Genomic DNA, 16,281 nt, shown 5'->3' on the forward strand with positions numbered 1-16,281 from the left:
TCACCGCCCTTTACGCACGCTCTGTCCTGAACTTCGATATTTCCTTGTTGAGCGATTCCGACTGTTTGACCATCACGTCCATGGCCACGTTCAGTCCCGCCGCCAGGTCGGCGTTCGATCGTGCGATTTCCTTAATGCGCTCGATCGACCTTACAATGAGGTCGCTTCCGGCCTGTACTTCACCGGCGGCCCTGTTCACCATGCCGATCTTTGCGCTCATGTTCTCGACCGCGGCGGAAATGTCCTTGCTCCCCCGTGCCTGTTCGTCCGTTGAGGACCTGATAAAGCGCGTGAGCTCGCGCATCTTTTCCGACGCCCTCGTGATCTGCTCGCTGCCCTGCCGCTGTTCATTCACGGCCTGACTTATCTGATGGGTCATCTCGTTGATCTTGTCAACGGCATCGCTCACCTGCCTGACGCCCCGCACCTGCTCGGTCGCGGCCTTGTTGATGCTCCTGCTCATGTCCCGCGAATGGTCCGCGCGTTCAACGATCTTCTCGAGAGCGCTGCTGGCATCACGGGCAAGACGCACCCCTTCCTCCACCAGGGAAACCTCTTCCCGCATGACCCCGACCGCCTCGCGCGACTCCTCCTGCACCGCGGTGATCAGTTTTCCGATCTCCTGCGTAGACAAGGCGGTACGGTTCGCGAGTTCGCGGATCTCGGCCGCAACCACCGCGAATCCCTTGCCATGCTCACCGGCCTGCGCCGCGAGGATGGCCGCGTTCAGTGCAAGCAGCCCGGTCTGGTCCGTAATATCCTCGATGACCGTCAGGATGCTGCCGATATTCTCCGCGCGCTCTCCCAGACGGTTCACCACATCTGCGGTACGGCGCGCCGTGGTTTCGATCCGGCTCATGCCTTCTATGGTCTTCTCGATGGAGCGCATGCCCAGCTGTTTGGCGTCCGAAGCAACGGCTTCGGCCAGCGAGGCGGACTCCTTCGCATTGGATTCCACCTCTTTCACGGATGCGCTGATCTCGGTCGCCGAGGCCGCCGTATCTTCCGCGGACGATAAAAGCACCTCAACGTTCTCCGCGATCTGGCGGACCGCGGCAGACATCTGAATGATGGCGGTGGACGTATCTTCAATGGCGGTGGACAGCTGCACGATCGTTTTCGCGACCTCATTGCTCGACGCCGCCATCTCGATCACTGATGAGGAGGTCGTCTCCGAGTGGGAGTACAGGTCTTTGACGTTATCGGCCATCTCTTTGAGCGCGAAGTGCATTTCATTCACCGACGACGCCACTTCTTCCACGGCCTCCGCCTGGCCCTTGCTTCCCCCGGTGATCTCCTGGGAGGTCCCCTTCACCTCTCCCCAGATCGCCGCTGTTTTGCGGGCCGCCTCCCGCACGTTCTCGATCATGCCCTTGAGCCCGATGGTCATGCGGTTAAGGCCCCGCCCGAGCATCCCGAGCTCGTCGCTCGACGTTACGCGCATGCTCTGCGTCAGGTCTCCTGCCGCAATGTTCGAGGCCACGGCCACCGCTTCCTTTGCAGGCAGAACGATCATGCTCCGCACCATGAGGTAGATCATCAGGGCGAGGGCGCCGGTGATCAGTACGCTGGTCCCGAGAAGCAGCAAAACCGCGTCCCGACCGTCCTTCCGGACCGCTGCCCGGGAAAATCCCATCGTGACCAGGCCGGTGCGGGTGTCGCCGTCCTTGACATCAACCTGCACCTCGACGGGATCGAACTTCTCCTTTGCTTTCGCCGCGAACGTCGCCGTGTCCTCGATTTCCCCCTGCGCGAGAAGTTTCTTCACATCAGGATGGGCACGGTTGAAGCTGACGGATGCATTGTTCAGGATCACATTCGACGAGTCCGCTATATAGGTGTAAAGCACGTCCGGGGACTTCACCGTTTCCGCGACAAGACCGTCGAGCACCGGGATGTCCCGGTGCAGAAGAGCATCAGTGCCGGCCTTGCCGAGAAGCTGGCCCATTTCACGGCCCCGCGTTTCCAGCGCCCGATACTGCCCGTCCATCAGCATGCGCGCGACAAAAAACGAGCCCATTACCATAAGCACGGCAACAGCGCCGAACAGTGCGAACATGAACTTAAGTCCCATGCTGGCGTCAATGCGGTCCTTCAGCCTCTTTCCCTTGCCTTCCTTAAAAAATCTCATTATCATGGTTCGCATAGTTGCATCACCTCGCTCCCGATATTCCGGCGCTATTCTTCACCTTGGTCGTGTTCATCGCAAGGATCTCCTGATTGAGCAGTTCCGCCTGCTCTCCAAGTGTCTTGAGCGCGACGGTCATGCCATCGACGCGCGTTATGTTCTGGCGCGGGAGGTCCTGGATCCGCTCCAGGGACTCGATGATCTGACCGATGGCCTGCCGCTGCTCGCGGCTGCCGGCGGCGATCTTGCCGGCGCGCAGGGTGACATTGTCGGCCGCCACCGCAATCTGTTTGCCGCCCCGGCCCTGCTCGGTCATGGCGGTCCGCACCTGCCGCGCGATCGTACGCATTTCCTCCGCGGCGCTCATGATCTTCTCCGTGCCCCTGGTCTGTGCCTGGGTCGCCCCGGCAATCTGCTCCATCATCTGCTTGACGTTCATCACCGCCTCGCTCACCTGTTTGATGCCCCGATACTGCTCGGTCATGGCCCGTTCGATCATGGTGGCCATCTCCGCCGAGCGGCTCGAGCTCGCCAGGATCTTATCGAGCGCCGCACCAGCCTCCTGAGAACGCCGCACGCCCTCTTCCACGGCAGTGAGACTGCCCGAGGTGGCCAGCACAGCCTCTTTGGCCTCCCGCTGCACCGACGCGATGAGCTTTCCGATATCCTGGGCGGAGCCGGCGGTGCGGTCGGCCAGCGCCTTGATCTGCTCGGCCACCACGGCGAATCCCTTGCCGTGCTCGCCGGCCTGGGCCGCGAGAATGGATGCGTTCAATGCCAGCAGGTTCGTGCGCTCCGTCACCTCGACGATCACGCCGAGGATCTTGCCGATCTCTTCCGATCGCTTCCCGAGCCGCGTGACCGTTTCGGCATACTTCCCGACCGTGTCTTTGATCGTAGCAATGGCGCTTATGGTTGCATGGATGGACTTCACCCCTATGTCCTGTGCTTCCCGGGACACCTGCTGCGACAGCCCGGCCGATTCCTTGGCCGCCTGCTCCACCTCCCGCACCGTTGCCTCGATCTGGATCGCCGAAGCCGAGGTCTCCTCGGCCGCCGAGGAGAGGCTCTCGACATGGCCGGCCACGTCGCGGATCGAAGCGATCATCTCGGTGACCGAGGCGGTCACGTCTTCGACCGATGAGGCAAGTTCGGACGTATGGCTGGCGACCTCCTGATTGGAGGCGTTCATCTCGAGAATAGCTGACGACGTTTCTTCAGCCGAGACCGACAGGCTTTCAGCGCTTTCGGCAATGGACTGGATGGAAGAGGACATCTCGGTAACCGACGAAGACACACTCATGGTGTCCCCGGATTCGATCTCGGCATTTTTTCTGATCTCCCGCGTGTCCGAAGAGATAAGCGGGCTCAGCTCATTGATCCGCGCGGAAATCGCGCTCATTCCAACGATGAACTGCTCGAGATGCGCGATCAGCTCGTTTACGCTGTTCGCCAGGTCTCCGAGCTCATCACGTTCCTTCACCTCCACACGAAGCGTAAAGTCCTTTCGATCGATCACCTCTTTGAGCGCGCGGCTGAGTTCCCTGGCCGGCGTTGTGATGATGCGGGTCACGGAGAAGAACAGGATTCCCGCCAGGAGAATGAAGAGAACGAGATATTCGAAGAACACTCCCAGGAGTGAGGCGCTGAGTCCGCCTTTCGGTTTCACCGGATATACGGAAAGGCGGACCTCGCCGAGCTTCGTGGTGTCCGAAAAGATCGGCTGCGGCCCTACCACGACCCGATTCTTCTCCAAGACCGGCTTGGCGAGGTGAACGAGCGCCCTTCCCTCGCGGTCAACAATGGTTATCTCCTGGGCAGCGGGAAGGTGGATGAAATGCCCGGCCAGGGAGTTGAGTCCGCTGAGGTCCGAGCTCAGCAGATAGGGCGCAGCCAGCCCGGCCATGAGCTTGCCGGACTGCTCCCCCTGGATCCGGACAGTGGTACTGATGTCCCGCTTTTCACTAACATACCGGGACGTCCCGACCAACCCCATTGCCACGAACAGCCCCGCGAAGACCAGGAATATAAGTCTTTGTCTTATACTACCCATAATTCCTCCGATGAACGATTAGAGCACAGGCTACAGACTGAAATACGGACGTCCGACGACAAGCGATCAGATGTCAGACTGAGTTAAAAGCTTCTGTCTTCTGTTTTTTAGAGCTTGAAGCCATCCAGTTCCCCCTGGAGCGCGTCCGCGTTCTGCTTGAATACCTTCACGGCCTTATCCATCTCAATGGACACATTCACCGTGTCGCCGGTGATCTTCTGAATGCGGTTGATGGCATCGCTGATCTGCTGCGCTCCCAGACTCTGCTCCGACGTGGAGTGAGCGACCTGAGAGGTCTGCTTTGTCAAGGATTCAACGGCGTTCGCGATCGACCTGCTGCCCGTCGTCTGCTCCTGGGTCGCGGACCTCACCAGCCGGGTGATGTCACGCATCCGTTCCGCCGCCTGCACGATCCGTTCGCTCCCTTTGCGCTGTTCCTTCAAAGCGCCGGCGATCTGCTCGAGCTGGTCCGAAATGCTGAGGGAGGTTTCGGTGATCTGTGCTACTCCCCTGGCCTGCTCCGCTGTGGTCTTTTCGATGGCCCGTACCATGTCCGCTGACTGCCGCGAGCTGTTCGTTACCTGTTCGAGAACATCATTGGTCACATTCACCAGATCAACGCCGCTCTCGACGGCCTTGAGCCCTCTGCCCATGGCCTGTACGCTCTCGGCGGTCTCTTCCTGCACCGATGCGATGAGGCTGCCGATCTCCTGGGTGGACGCGGCGGTGCGCTCCGCGAGGTCCTTGATCTCTTCGGCAACGACCGCGAATCCCTTGCCGTGCTCACCGGCCTGCGATGCGAGAATGGCGGCGTTCAGTGCCAGCAGGCTGGTCTGTTCCGTCACTTCATCGATGACCTTCAATATCTGTCCGATCTCATGCGACCGCTTCCCGAGACGGTTCACCACCGCGGCGGTGGCCTCGACGGTCTCCTTGATGTTCTGCATGCCCTTGATCGCTTCCCGGGCGGCGGCCATCCCGCGATCCGAGGCATCAAGGGAGACCTTTTCCGCCAGGCGGGCCGACTCGATGGCGCGCTGTTCGACCTCCTTCACGGTGGAGCTCATCTCGGTGATGGACGATGAGGTCTGCTCCGCTGATGCGGAAAGCGCATCGGTATTCTCCGACACCTGCTTGATCGAGGCGATCATTTCCTCGATTGACAAGGCCGTGTCTTCTACGGCCGCTGCAAGCGCGCCCGAATTCCTGGACACCTCTTCGATCGACGATGCCATCTCCGTTGTCGAGGACGACGCGTCCGTGGCGACACGGGACATCTCCCCGGCGTTTTCGGCGACCCCCTTGAAAGAAGCGACCATCTCGATCACGGTCGTTGCGGTCTGTGCCATTGCCTCGGATGTTGCATTCGCTCCTTCTTGCACCTGACGGGACCCCGCGGCAATCTGCTCGGCTGACGCCGCTGTCTGCTTCGCCGTCCGATGAACGCTTGCGATCAGGTGCCTCAAATCCACCACCATCTTGTTCGCCGCCCGGCCCAACTCCCCGATTTCGTCATTCGTCAACACCTCCATTGTCCGCGACAGATCGCCGGACGCGACCCGGGTTATGATGGCATGGAGACTTTCGATCGGCCTCAGGGCCAGCACCCGGAAGAGCAGGTATACGACCAGCGAAATGACCGCCATCATGCCCAGCGACAGGCCGATGATGATCATCTGCGACTCGCGGAGTGACGTGTCGATGGTTTGCGTGGAATACCCGGCCTTGACAATGCCGATCTGGTCGTTATTGTTCATGATCTTCGCGGTGAACTCCAGGATCCCGTCCTTGTCCTTCGGCTCTTCCTTCTGGTGAGTGAGGGGGTTCCCCTGGTTGTCCTGGATAACAACATAGACGACGTCCTGGTCCCGTGCGGAGTCTCGCACGTAGTTCTCCAGGTAGGCGAAGTTATAGGAGAGAACAGGCTCTGCCGATATGCCGGACAGAAATTCGACGGTGTTCTTTCCTTTTTTGTTGAGCTCCTCGATCAGGACGCCCTTCTGGTGGATGCTGAGAACAATAACCATGATGGTCATCACGACGGCGAGCACCAGCAGGATGCTGACCAGGAATTTTTTTGTCAATTTCCAACCCTGCATATACGTCATCATTGTATTTGTGCCATTCATTCTCTGCCCCTCATTAGTGAATTCTACTCACGAGCGTCGGCGCCCCCCAGGGGACGGCTAAACCGTCATGCCGGTCAACGATCTCCTCTTGCACCACTGAGAACTTCTCCGTCGTTTCGAGAAACGTACCTTTCCCAAACCGCCATCCCGATCATGGCCCCGGAAATTTTTCATCCCGCTGTACACACGCTGCACGTCCACCCCGCCCTTCTCCTGGATGTGCCTGCCCGCCGCCGCGCCGTCGGCACGGCCCGCGTTTATCGATTCATGGTCCGGACGCGCACCGTTACTTGATCACCTGCGTCGCATCCGTGATCAGATCAGACGGCACCTTGATGCCGAGTACTCCCGCTTCCTTGAGGTTCAGAACCAGGTCCACCAGCTTGGGGACCTCAGCCGGCAAAGCGGCGGGTTTCTCACCCCTGAGCATTCTCGCGGTAAATCGAGCCGCCGCCGCCCCCTGCTCCGTTGCGTTCGGTGCCAGGCTGAGAATGACCCCGTGCTCCGCCGTACCGCCGGTCTGGCTGATCGTGGGGATCCTGGCGGAATGCGCTGATTTCACGACAACATCGATCGCCTCATTCACCACCGCGCTTACCGAGATAAACACCGCGTCCGCCCTGCCCGCGAACACGAGCTTCCCGGCATCTTCGGATCTCTTGACGGACATCCTGACCGTCTGGAACCCATACTGACTCTCGAGCCGCGTCAGTTCGTCCGCCTGACGCGCCGAATCAGGCTCCAGCTCACTATAGACAATGGCCAGCCGGGTAAAGGGCGTGAGCTTTTTTAAATATTTCAGCAGACTTGACATCGGCACTTTGGAACTGATGCCGGTGACATTCTTGGCCGAGACGCCCACTGCGTTCGGCCCGTAGACACCGGCGAAGACGATCGGGATGCCTTTGGCCTCCCTGATCGCAGCCAGTGCGGCGGGCGCTCCGTAGGTCACCAGCACGTCCACCTCGGCAACCGCCAGCCTGCGCGCCGCATTCGTCCAGGACAACGGGTCGGGTGAAGGCATCTGGAGGAAGGTATCAACCTTGCGATGATCAAACCCCTCTTTTACCAGAGCGCCCACAAAGGCCTTGTGCACTTCCTGATAGAAACTGATATTCCCCGACATGATCACGCCCACGGTCTTATCCGCAGCCAGGGCCGTGGACGCGCAGAGTATCAGGAGTACAGTATACAGCTTCCATCGCAGTCGTCTCATTATCTTCCTGCTACCATTTAACGGCCACGGAGGCCATAATAATATTCACCCTGCCGTCCTGAGAATTGTCGATCTTGTCATCATAGCGCCGCTGCTGGTATCGGAGTTCGCTGCTCATGTTTTTGCCAAGCTGTGTCTCCAGGCCGGCAGTGTAAATGTCCTCGACGACCCTCATGTCAGAGAAAAAATCGATGCCCGTTGTGTTGACCACCGAGCCGTTGTTCCGGAAATCGCCTCGCGAGGTGCTCTTGCTCCCCTCTGCTGTCAACGTTACACGGTCACTCAGCGCATGAGTTACGGTCACGGAGTACACCTGCGCAATGTCAGCATAGGGGACAGTGTCTCCCAGAATCGGCAAACCCGCGGCATCCCGGTAGGTGAGTGTCTCCTTCGCCTTGTTCTGATAATACAGAGCGCTTGCGGTGACGGAGGAACGCTTCCCGACAAGAAAGGTAACGCTGCCGAGCCCCTGATCGCGGTTGGTCTTCCTGGAGCCGCCCGCAAGCGGAGCCGATAGTCCATCGCGCTTCTCCCGCACTCCTCCGTAGCTCGCCAGCGCGATGACCCATCGGACGGGTGTCCAGGTTGCGGCAGCATTGGCCGAATTGACGCGGTCAGGATCGGCGGCGTACGCTGGATTCGATATCTGCACCGCGGTATAGTCCGCTCTCACGGAGAGACTGTTCATGGCTCGATAGGAAATGCCGATCTTTTCCGTTGTTTTGGTCGTTCGGTGGGCGGCGTCCCAGTAATTCGGCGCGGTCCCTGTCTGAACCGGCGCGATCTGGAGCGGCGCGATGCTGTCCCCGTACCAGGCGTTCCGTTCGATCGTTTCAATCGCATACTCGCCCTTGACGGTCATGCGCTCGGTAAGGCGATACCGGACAGAACCGGTCATCATGTCCTTTTTCGAAGATATGGAATCGCGGACCGCATAGGTGCGCACAATGCCGGACGTCGTCACCGTATCGGGATTGTTGAGACTGAGCTCATAATGCCGGTATTTGAGAAAGAGCGTCAGGCCGGCAACCGGCGTGATCACGATATCGCCGGCAGCGTTGCGGAAATTCGTCTTCGCATCGCTGTCCTCGTTTTTCTTCTTTCCTTCCGTAAAGGTCGCGGAAACCACCAGTCTGCCGTTCAAGGAGGAGTGGAGCTTCACGGTGTCCGAGAAGGACGTGAGGTCGGGCACCAGGTTATGGGGGGTCATGAAGAGATATTGGTCATACAGTACCTTGTCTCCTGATGCGGTAAATTTCTTTTCCGCGTGATTATAGTCGAACTCCAGGGGACCGAGATGACTGTTCATCCCCGTCCGGACTTCCGTAGAGCTCCAGTCAATAACGCGGGATTGGGAAACTTTGTTCAGGTCGCTGAAATCTCCACTCAGAAATCGCTGCTGCATGGTCCCGCTGCGGTCGACTCTCGTCGCACCGGCGTACAGATGAAAAGGGAAATCAGGGGTCTTGAACCGAATGAACCCCTTGCGCAAAGAGTTCTCGATCCCGTATTGGTCACCGGGATTCAGGTCAATAAAGCGCAGCATCGTCGTGGCCGGGTCATCGGTCCCGAACGAGTAATGATCAAGGTTGTGGTAAATTCCCCGCTCAAGAAAATTAAACAGCACAATATCATGGTAGGCATAGTCCATCTCGCTGAAGTAGTCCTTCCGGTTCAGGGCGTGGCCCTCAAGCGAGAACCGGTGCGGGAGCGGGACCCATTCCACGTGCAGATCGCCGCCCGCGGAGGAGTGGAGGTATTCATACTCTCCCGCCCGGGAACTGCGTTCAGACGATATCCCGGTATAGGTCAGCCCGATCATTCCTTCCAGGACCTCTTCCGGGCCCGTATCGCCGGGCAACTGCTGCGCCATTGCTGGTGAGGCGCAAAACATGATCATCAGGAGCATTATGGTCTGCTTATTCATCTTCAAGCATCCTTATCGAATGAATCTGCCCGCGCCGTTCGGCGAAGGCAGGTCTGTGCCATGGATCTGGGAATGACAATCGGAACATCGTGTGTAGAACGCCTGCTTTCTCTCCGGGGTCGTTGTCTCACCAAGCCGGTGGGTCGGGTGGCACTGCAGGCACAGGTACGGCTCGCGCAGAATGAGCAGCTTGTTGTTGACCGATCCGTGCGGCGTGTGGCAGGCGCGGCAATCCTCCATGATGTCCGCATGCTCATACAGGAAGGGCCCCTCCTTTTCAGCATGGCATTGCGTGCAGGTCGCCTTGACCGTGTCCTGCCTCAGGCTCTTCTCGCTGCTGCCGCCGTGCGGGTCGTGGCAGTCGTTGCAGAACACCTTTTTCTCCGGCACCGGGTGATGATTCGGGAGCGAGAAGGCGGCCTTCACGTCAGGATGGCATTTGTCGCACATGTCCGCCATGTCACGGGACCGCACCTTCAGGTTGTGGTTTCCATGGATCGGGTGGCAGTCGGAACAGGACACGTCGGCGATATTGTGCGCACCCGCGTTCCAGTTGTGCAGGTTGAACGACGCGTTGGCTGAATGACATTTGAGGCAAATAAGCGACCGTGCCTGTGCCGGCAGGTTCTTGATGTCAATGAGCGTCTTAAAATCGCAGGCCGTTTTTTTCCCGGTTTTCTGATCGTCCTGGAGTCTTTCCGGTGTCAGCTTCTCAATCGCGAGGCTTCCAGCGCCGTGGCAACTCTCGCAGTTCACGAGCGGCAATCCCGACTCGCGGGAGAGTTGGACACCCATGGTCGAGAGATCGAAATCCTTGCGGATCTTGTCGTGCACGTGACATGCTTTGAGACAGGTATCGGTGCCCACGTAGTTCGCGTCCAGCCGGCCGGCGATCATCGTTTCATACTCCCTGATCGGCAGGATCGGCCTCGACTCCTTGAGCGCCGCACACCCGGCGGCAACAATGACGCCGAGAATTCCAAATGCCGTCCATTTTTTCCATTTCTCGAATCGTTCCATAGAGAGAAAACCTTCCTTACCTGCGTGCGGGTCGGGATTGTTCAGCAATTCCACGCATGACACTGTTCGGCAAGAAACAGGTCTTTGCCCTTTCATTCCATGGGGGTGGCATCGTCATGCTGCCGCCGGCACGAAGCATCGTGCCCGGGGAATTGTTAAACACCCAGGGCCTTTCCCAGGTCCAGCAGGATATACAGCCGGTCCGCTGTCCTCACGATGCCGCTCAGGAACTCCGCCCCCTGCTCAATGTTTTCCGGAATCGGCTTGATCTCATCGGGAAAAATCCTGAACACGCCCGTCACCTGGTCCACCAGGAGCCCTGCCTCTTCGTCAGCGGAACTGGCCACGACGACCCTCGATTTTTCGTTTTTTACGGCCGCTGCAAGACCGAACCGTTTGCAAAGGTCGATAATGGGCAGCATCGTTCCCCGAAGGGACATGACGCCGAGAACATAGTCGGGTGTATTCGGCACGATCGTCAGATGAAAGAACTTCAGGACCTCCCGCACATCCGCCACCAGCACGGCATACTCCTCTCCGCCGAGGCGAAATGAGAGCAGCTCGATCTCTCCCTGTTGCGTTTTTTCCGGTTCGCGAGCCGAGGAAACAGGCACGGCCCCTGCCTTGTCGCGGGACTCCTCAATCAGGGGAGCAACGCCAGCCGCAGCTGGAGATGCGGCGGGCACGGCCAGGCAAGACTCCGCGGGAGCAGGCGTCGCCTCTGGTTCCTGCTTCGGTTGCACTGCAGGCGCTGCTGCTTCCGGCTCCGGTTGCGCTGCAGGTGCCGCTGCGTGCGGCTCCGGTTTGTTCCGGGCATTCGCCTGTTCCGCTGCTTTCTTTCGCGCTGCAAGAATGTCCATGTCGCGTTCGCTCCTACTCAAAATCAACGACGGACGCTTTTTTCGTCCCTCGTCCCTCGTCCCTCGTCCTTCGTCTGTGGTGCCTTACATTCGTCTATCGTGCCTTACCTTACGCCCCATCGTTAACCACGCTCTCAATGATCTCCGGCCCGATGATCTCGGCCGACCTGCCGAAACCCTCGACAAGCGCGTTTCCCGCGATGGTATTGATCCGGCGGGGAATGCCCTCTGAGTGCTCGAACAGCAGCGCGAGCGCCTGAGGATCAAACAACGGCTCTGACCGGCCGGCGATCTCGAGCCGGTGCCGAACATAGGCCTCAACCTCTTCCGCGTTGAGCGGGCCCAGATGATACTGCATCCCGATACGCTGGCGGAGCGCCCGGTACGGCTTCTTGTTGAGACGCTCCCGGAGTTCGGTCTGGCCGATCAGCACAAGGGCCAGGAGATTGCGATCGTCGAGCTGAAAGTTCGTCAGGAGCCGCAGCTCCTCGAAGGTCGCCTTGCCCGGAATAAGCTGCGCCTCGTCGATAATGATCACCGGCCTTTTGCCCGCCTCGTACAGCTCATAGAGCTTCGCATTGATCCCCTCAAGGATGTCATGCCGGTACCGGTTCACATCGTCCATGCCGAGTCGCAACACCACCGTGCGCAGGAGCTGCGACGGAGAAAGCCTCGGGTTGATAATGAGCAGCGGGTGATAGCTCTCGTCCAGCGAATCGATGAAGGCACGGGAAAGCGTGGTCTTGCCTGAGCCGATCTCGCCGGTGAGCAGGACAATGTCCTGTTCCTCCACGGCATGCAGAAGCCGCGCGAGTGCCTCTCCGTGCTTCGGGCTGTGGTAGAGGAACCGCGGGTCCGGCGTTTTATTAAAAGGTCTTTCCCTGAGCCTGTAAAATTCTTTGTACATGCTTTTTCAGAAGACCGTGGTCAGATGACCGGTCACGGACGAACACGGTTGGTTCGTCCTGTTTCCTGACTCCCGTCTTCCGACTCCTGTCTGCTGATCACTGTTTATTGACTGCTACTCTCTTCAATGCCCCATCAACGAGCGATTCCACGTCGAGAACGAGCACGACGCCCCGCCGGTCCCCCAGCTCAGTGGCCCCGGCAATGCCCGGCGTCTCTGAGAACCTCTTCCCCAGCGGCTTGATAACGATCTCCTGCTGGTCCTTGAGATGATCAACCATAATGCCAAGTCTTCGTTCGGCAATGCCTACCAGAATGACATAGAAAGAACTACCCTCGTGTTCCGCGGAGAGATTGAATGCCCGGGCAAGCCGGAGAAGCGGGATCGTGTCCTCTCGCACGGCCATCACCTCGCGCCCCTCGATGGTCTCCACCTGATCGCTGGTTGCCTGCAGGATCTCGAGCACCGAGCTGAGCGGGATGGCAAAAACCTGCCCGCCCGATTCGATGACGAGCGCCTTGATGATGGCGAGCGTGATGGGAAGCGTCAGGGTAAAGATACTGCCTGCTCCAACCTCGGTTTGGATATCGATCATGCCCGAAAGCTTGGAAACGTTCCGCTTCACGACATCCATGCCCACGCCGCGGCCTGACATCTCGGTCACCGCCTTGTTGGTGGTGAAGCCGGGAAGAAAAATGAGATCGAAGATTTCCTTGCGGTCGCGCTCGAGATCGAGCCCGTGATCCGGGGAAAGTACGCCCTTCTCAACGGCGGTGTTCAGTATCTTCGCGGGGTCCATCCCCGCGCCGTCATCCTCGATCGTGATGACCACATGATTGCCCCGGGGGAATGCCGTCAGTTTCACGCTCCCCTGTTCCGGCTTGCCAAGCTGTCTCCGGACCTCGGGGGCTTCTATGCCGTGATCGATCGCATTCCTGATAAGATGCATGAGCGGGTCCGCAAGATCTTCGATCATGATCTTGTCGAGTTCCGTTTCCTCGCCTTGCAGTTGCAGGTCGATCTCTTTCCCTGCGTCCTTCACATATTTTCTGACCACCTGCGCCAGGCGCGTGAATATCTGGCCGATGGGGACCATCCTGACCTCAAGGATGCCCTCCTGGAGCTCGTTCAGCTTCCGCTCAAGGCTGCGCTGCGCCTTGTAGAGATCCGCGGAAATGCCGATTACGCCCTGCGAGGCGCGAAGCTCCTTCGTGATCCGGACGATGATGTTCTTGATCAGATGCATCTCTCCCACGACGTTCATAAGGCTGTCGAGCTTGTAGATGTTCACCCTGACGGTGTTGCTCACCGACTTGAGACCCGCCGCCGCGTCTGCCTTCGGCTCCTCGATCCTTCGCTCTTCGGTCCTTCGCTCTTCGGCGTAGGCGATCTTCTCGACAGCCACATCCGGCAGAGCGATGGCGGACGTGAGCACCCCCGCATCCTCGGTCGTACCAACGACAATGCTGAAACCAATCCCGCTCCCCCCGCCCGCCGTCGGCAGGGTGCAAATGATTTCGCCGTGTTTCTTAAGCGTGGCATTGAGCTCCTTGATCGCCGTCTCAAAATTGGCGAACTCGAACTGGGCCTTGAGCATGAACAGGTTCTTTCGCTCCCGGATGCATTCCCTGAGCCGGTGCTCTTCATACTCGGTTAGGACCTGCAGAATTCCCTGGTCAAGACCGATCTGCTCGCCAAGTGGCCGGCCGGCCGCGGCGGACGGCTTTGCCTGAAGGATGCCGTCAATAATCGCCAGGGCGGACGCAATGTCCTCGAAGGGATGGTCCGTCCCGGCCTGCTGCACCAGCCTGCCGAGCTGCGCCACGATCTCGATCACCGCGTCAAGGACCTTCCGGCCCATACCCACCTTGCCGAGCCGGAGCTCGTCGAGGAGAAATTCCAGCTTGTGCGAGAGCTCCGACGGTTCCTTGAGCCCGAACATGCCCGCAAGCCCCTTGAAGGAATGGATCGCGCGGAACAGGGCATTCACCAGATCAGGGTCAATGCGGCCCGCGGCCTGCCCTGTTTCAAGCGACAGCAGCGTCTGGTTCGCCGTCTCCAGGATGTCCTCTGCCTCGGCGAGAAAGTCTTTTATGGGCCGGTCTGTCTTCATGGTATCGCTTCTCTCCGCACGGAGCCTGCCCTCGAACATCTCTATCGGGGGAACTCCGCACTCCGAACTATCATTTTTCTCCCAGCACCTTCATGATCATGGCCATGAGTTCTTCTTTCCTGAACGGCTTCACCACATAACCCGATGCGCCGAGGGCGATCCCGCGCTTCTTATCCTCATCGCTCTTTTCAGTACTTACGATGATAAGCGGAATATCACGGTAGGTGGGATTGGACTTCACGTAGCCCATAAGCTCAAGGCCGTTGATGTCGGGCATGTTGATGTCGGTGATGATGAGGTCGAAGCGCCGCGAAGGGAGCGTCTTGAGCGCCTCAAAACCGTTGCCTGCCTCCACCGCGAAAAAACCGCCCGCTTCCTCGAGCGCGACCCGGATCATTGTACGAATGGCCTTGGAATCCTCGACAATAAGAACGTTCTTCATCGCTGCTCCTTTTGAAGTTCCGCAATTCTCTTTTCGAGAAGCGCCTTTTCCAGCGCCATGCCGGCCTGATTCATGAATATTTCGAGCGTATCCAAACCCCTGATCGGTCTTCGCTCGGGCAGATTGTCACCGTACACGACCAGTGCCACCTTCCCGTCCACGACCAGCGGGATGGCGATAACCGCATCGGGCATCGCGCCGCCGAGCTCGTTCACGAGGTAGGTGTGGCTCGGGTTCGACTCGAGGGCGCCCAGATAGCTGCGCCGGCTTTCTATCACGCTGAAGAACACGGAGGGCTGATTCAGCGGGACCTTGATGTTGCGGACGACCTGGTCCGCGGATTTCCCCGTGAGCTCGATGCCGAACTGACCGAGACCGCGCACCTCGTCCTTTTTTACCATGAACAGGACCGCGCGGTTCACCACCTCGCTTGCGTATCGCAGGATCAGAAGCGTCACCTCGGCCGTGGCGGTCGGGAACCTGAGCTCGTCGAACATGGACTTGAGCGCGGTGATATCCTTGCGGGGCCCTTCTTTTTCTATTCGAGTCCGGAATTCTTCTTTGGCAGGTTCATAGCTGACATGAGAAGGCGGAGCTTTCGGTGCAGCCGCGGGCACGGCAGGCGATGGCGAAGCAGGGGCAGCAGGGGCGGGGGCGGGCCGGGCAGCTGCCGGTTTTTTCTCATCCTTCCGCCTCTCGTCGAGGATCCGCGTGCCCTCCATGAGAAGGTATTCGGCACTGATGCCGGATTTGAGGAGAAATTCCTGGGTGTCGATCTCGATCGTGTCCTTGGGAATGATCTCTCCGAGCTCGAAGTTGAAGAACCCCCCCTCCCAGTCGAGCAGGTCGTAAATGATCTCTTCGATCTGCTTGCGAATGACGCTCTGAAGCGTCTGCGCAGCCACCGCCCCCATGTCCGTGAGGATCATGCCGAGCGGTTTGTCAGGCTCTTTCTTCTGGAATGCCAGCGCCTTGGACAGCGCAGCTTCGTCCAGCATGCCCTGGGACACCAGGATGTTGCCGAGCGAGTCGCGAATGCTGTCGCTCGCGGCCTGGATCACCTGACCATCCTTAAACACAACCATGCCCGTTCCCCTGCGGCTTCGGACAACGAGGGTGCCGGTTTTTTTACTCAGACTGATGATCTGGAAGATGTCGGGTAGTGCAAGATCTTCCAGCCTGCCGACAAGGCTCATGAATTCTCCCTAACAAACTGAATCTTTAAAATTATATCAGGTTAAGCAAATAATGCAAGATTAATTCATCAGTTAGGACGGATACAGGCGAGGCGAAAAGATAGTTTGATGGAAACAGGTGTCACGCAGCTTGAAACGCGATCATTATTCGTTTACAAAAAAAATGGTCGTTCGTATTTCAATTGAAAAACCTCAAAGCCTGTGAAGATCAAAGTTAGGAAACCTGCATACAGGGAAAGGGGGAGTAGAAATGCGAAACGGGGTAACAGCCGATTCTCCCGGTTTTTCCA

At 58.7% G+C, this 16,281-nt stretch carries 11 protein-coding genes; all 11 read right to left on the bottom strand.

Annotation, left to right across the window (positions count from 1 at the left end):
• Positions 1–10: 10 nt before the first annotated feature.
• Complete coding sequence (locus M0R70_02115) at positions 11–2,146, bottom strand: methyl-accepting chemotaxis protein (GenBank protein ID MCK9418156.1); 2,136 nt, start codon at positions 2,144–2,146, stop codon at positions 11–13.
• A gap of 7 nt (positions 2,147–2,153) precedes the next feature.
• Positions 2,154–4,181, bottom strand: a complete 2,028-nt coding sequence (locus tag M0R70_02120) for a methyl-accepting chemotaxis protein (protein ID MCK9418157.1) — start codon at positions 4,179–4,181, stop codon at positions 2,154–2,156.
• Between the two features lie 107 nt (positions 4,182–4,288).
• Positions 4,289–6,310, bottom strand: a complete 2,022-nt coding sequence (locus tag M0R70_02125) for a methyl-accepting chemotaxis protein (protein ID MCK9418158.1) — start codon at positions 6,308–6,310, stop codon at positions 4,289–4,291.
• Positions 6,311–6,596: 286 nt separating this feature from the next.
• The gene (locus M0R70_02130) at positions 6,597–7,526 is read right to left on the bottom strand and encodes an ABC transporter substrate-binding protein (GenBank protein MCK9418159.1); all 930 of its coding nucleotides are present in this window, start codon (positions 7,524–7,526) and stop codon (positions 6,597–6,599) included.
• 10 nt (positions 7,527–7,536) lie between these two features.
• A complete protein-coding gene (locus M0R70_02135) occupies positions 7,537–9,453 on the bottom strand; it encodes a hypothetical protein (protein MCK9418160.1) in 1,917 nt (638 codons plus the stop codon).
• 12 nt (positions 9,454–9,465) lie between these two features.
• Complete coding sequence (locus M0R70_02140) at positions 9,466–10,473, bottom strand: DmsE family decaheme c-type cytochrome (protein ID MCK9418161.1); 1,008 nt, start codon at positions 10,471–10,473, stop codon at positions 9,466–9,468.
• Positions 10,474–10,628: 155 nt separating this feature from the next.
• Complete coding sequence (locus M0R70_02145; protein ID MCK9418162.1) at positions 10,629–11,333, bottom strand: chemotaxis protein CheW; 705 nt, start codon at positions 11,331–11,333, stop codon at positions 10,629–10,631.
• 109 nt (positions 11,334–11,442) lie between these two features.
• A complete protein-coding gene (locus M0R70_02150) occupies positions 11,443–12,240 on the bottom strand; it encodes a tRNA (adenosine(37)-N6)-threonylcarbamoyltransferase complex ATPase subunit type 1 TsaE (GenBank protein MCK9418163.1) in 798 nt (265 codons plus the stop codon).
• A 97-nt stretch (positions 12,241–12,337) separates the two neighbouring features.
• Positions 12,338–14,392, bottom strand: a complete 2,055-nt coding sequence (locus M0R70_02155; protein ID MCK9418164.1) for a chemotaxis protein CheA — start codon at positions 14,390–14,392, stop codon at positions 12,338–12,340.
• Positions 14,393–14,423: 31 nt separating this feature from the next.
• On the bottom strand, positions 14,424–14,795 hold the full coding sequence (locus tag M0R70_02160; GenBank protein MCK9418165.1) for a response regulator: 372 nt from the start codon (positions 14,793–14,795) through the stop codon (positions 14,424–14,426).
• Complete coding sequence (locus M0R70_02165) at positions 14,792–15,991, bottom strand: DUF4388 domain-containing protein (GenBank protein MCK9418166.1); 1,200 nt, start codon at positions 15,989–15,991, stop codon at positions 14,792–14,794. The genes M0R70_02160 and M0R70_02165 overlap by 4 nt, the downstream gene beginning before the upstream one ends.
• Positions 15,992–16,281: the final 290 nt, after the last annotated feature.

The sequence above is a fragment of the Nitrospirota bacterium genome (genome assembly GCA_023229435.1).
GTDB lineage: Bacteria > Nitrospirota > UBA9217 > UBA9217 > UBA9217 > JALNZF01.

Coding starts and splice junctions, on each gene's coding strand:
- M0R70_02140 (MCK9418161.1), bottom strand. CDS start 10,473: ATGGAACGATTCGAGAAATGGAAAAAATGGACGGCATTTGGAATTCTC.
- M0R70_02125 (MCK9418158.1), bottom strand. CDS start 6,310: ATGAATGGCACAAATACAATGATGACGTATATGCAGGGTTGGAAATTG.
- M0R70_02130 (MCK9418159.1), bottom strand. CDS start 7,526: ATGAGACGACTGCGATGGAAGCTGTATACTGTACTCCTGATACTCTGC.
- M0R70_02155 (MCK9418164.1), bottom strand. CDS start 14,392: ATGTTCGAGGGCAGGCTCCGTGCGGAGAGAAGCGATACCATGAAGACA.
- M0R70_02165 (MCK9418166.1), bottom strand. CDS start 15,991: ATGAGCCTTGTCGGCAGGCTGGAAGATCTTGCACTACCCGACATCTTC.
- M0R70_02160 (MCK9418165.1), bottom strand. CDS start 14,795: ATGAAGAACGTTCTTATTGTCGAGGATTCCAAGGCCATTCGTACAATG.
- M0R70_02135 (MCK9418160.1), bottom strand. CDS start 9,453: ATGAATAAGCAGACCATAATGCTCCTGATGATCATGTTTTGCGCCTCA.
- M0R70_02115 (MCK9418156.1), bottom strand. CDS start 2,146: ATGCGAACCATGATAATGAGATTTTTTAAGGAAGGCAAGGGAAAGAGG.
- M0R70_02145 (MCK9418162.1), bottom strand. CDS start 11,333: ATGGACATTCTTGCAGCGCGAAAGAAAGCAGCGGAACAGGCGAATGCC.
- M0R70_02120 (MCK9418157.1), bottom strand. CDS start 4,181: ATGGGTAGTATAAGACAAAGACTTATATTCCTGGTCTTCGCGGGGCTG.
- M0R70_02150 (MCK9418163.1), bottom strand. CDS start 12,240: ATGTACAAAGAATTTTACAGGCTCAGGGAAAGACCTTTTAATAAAACG.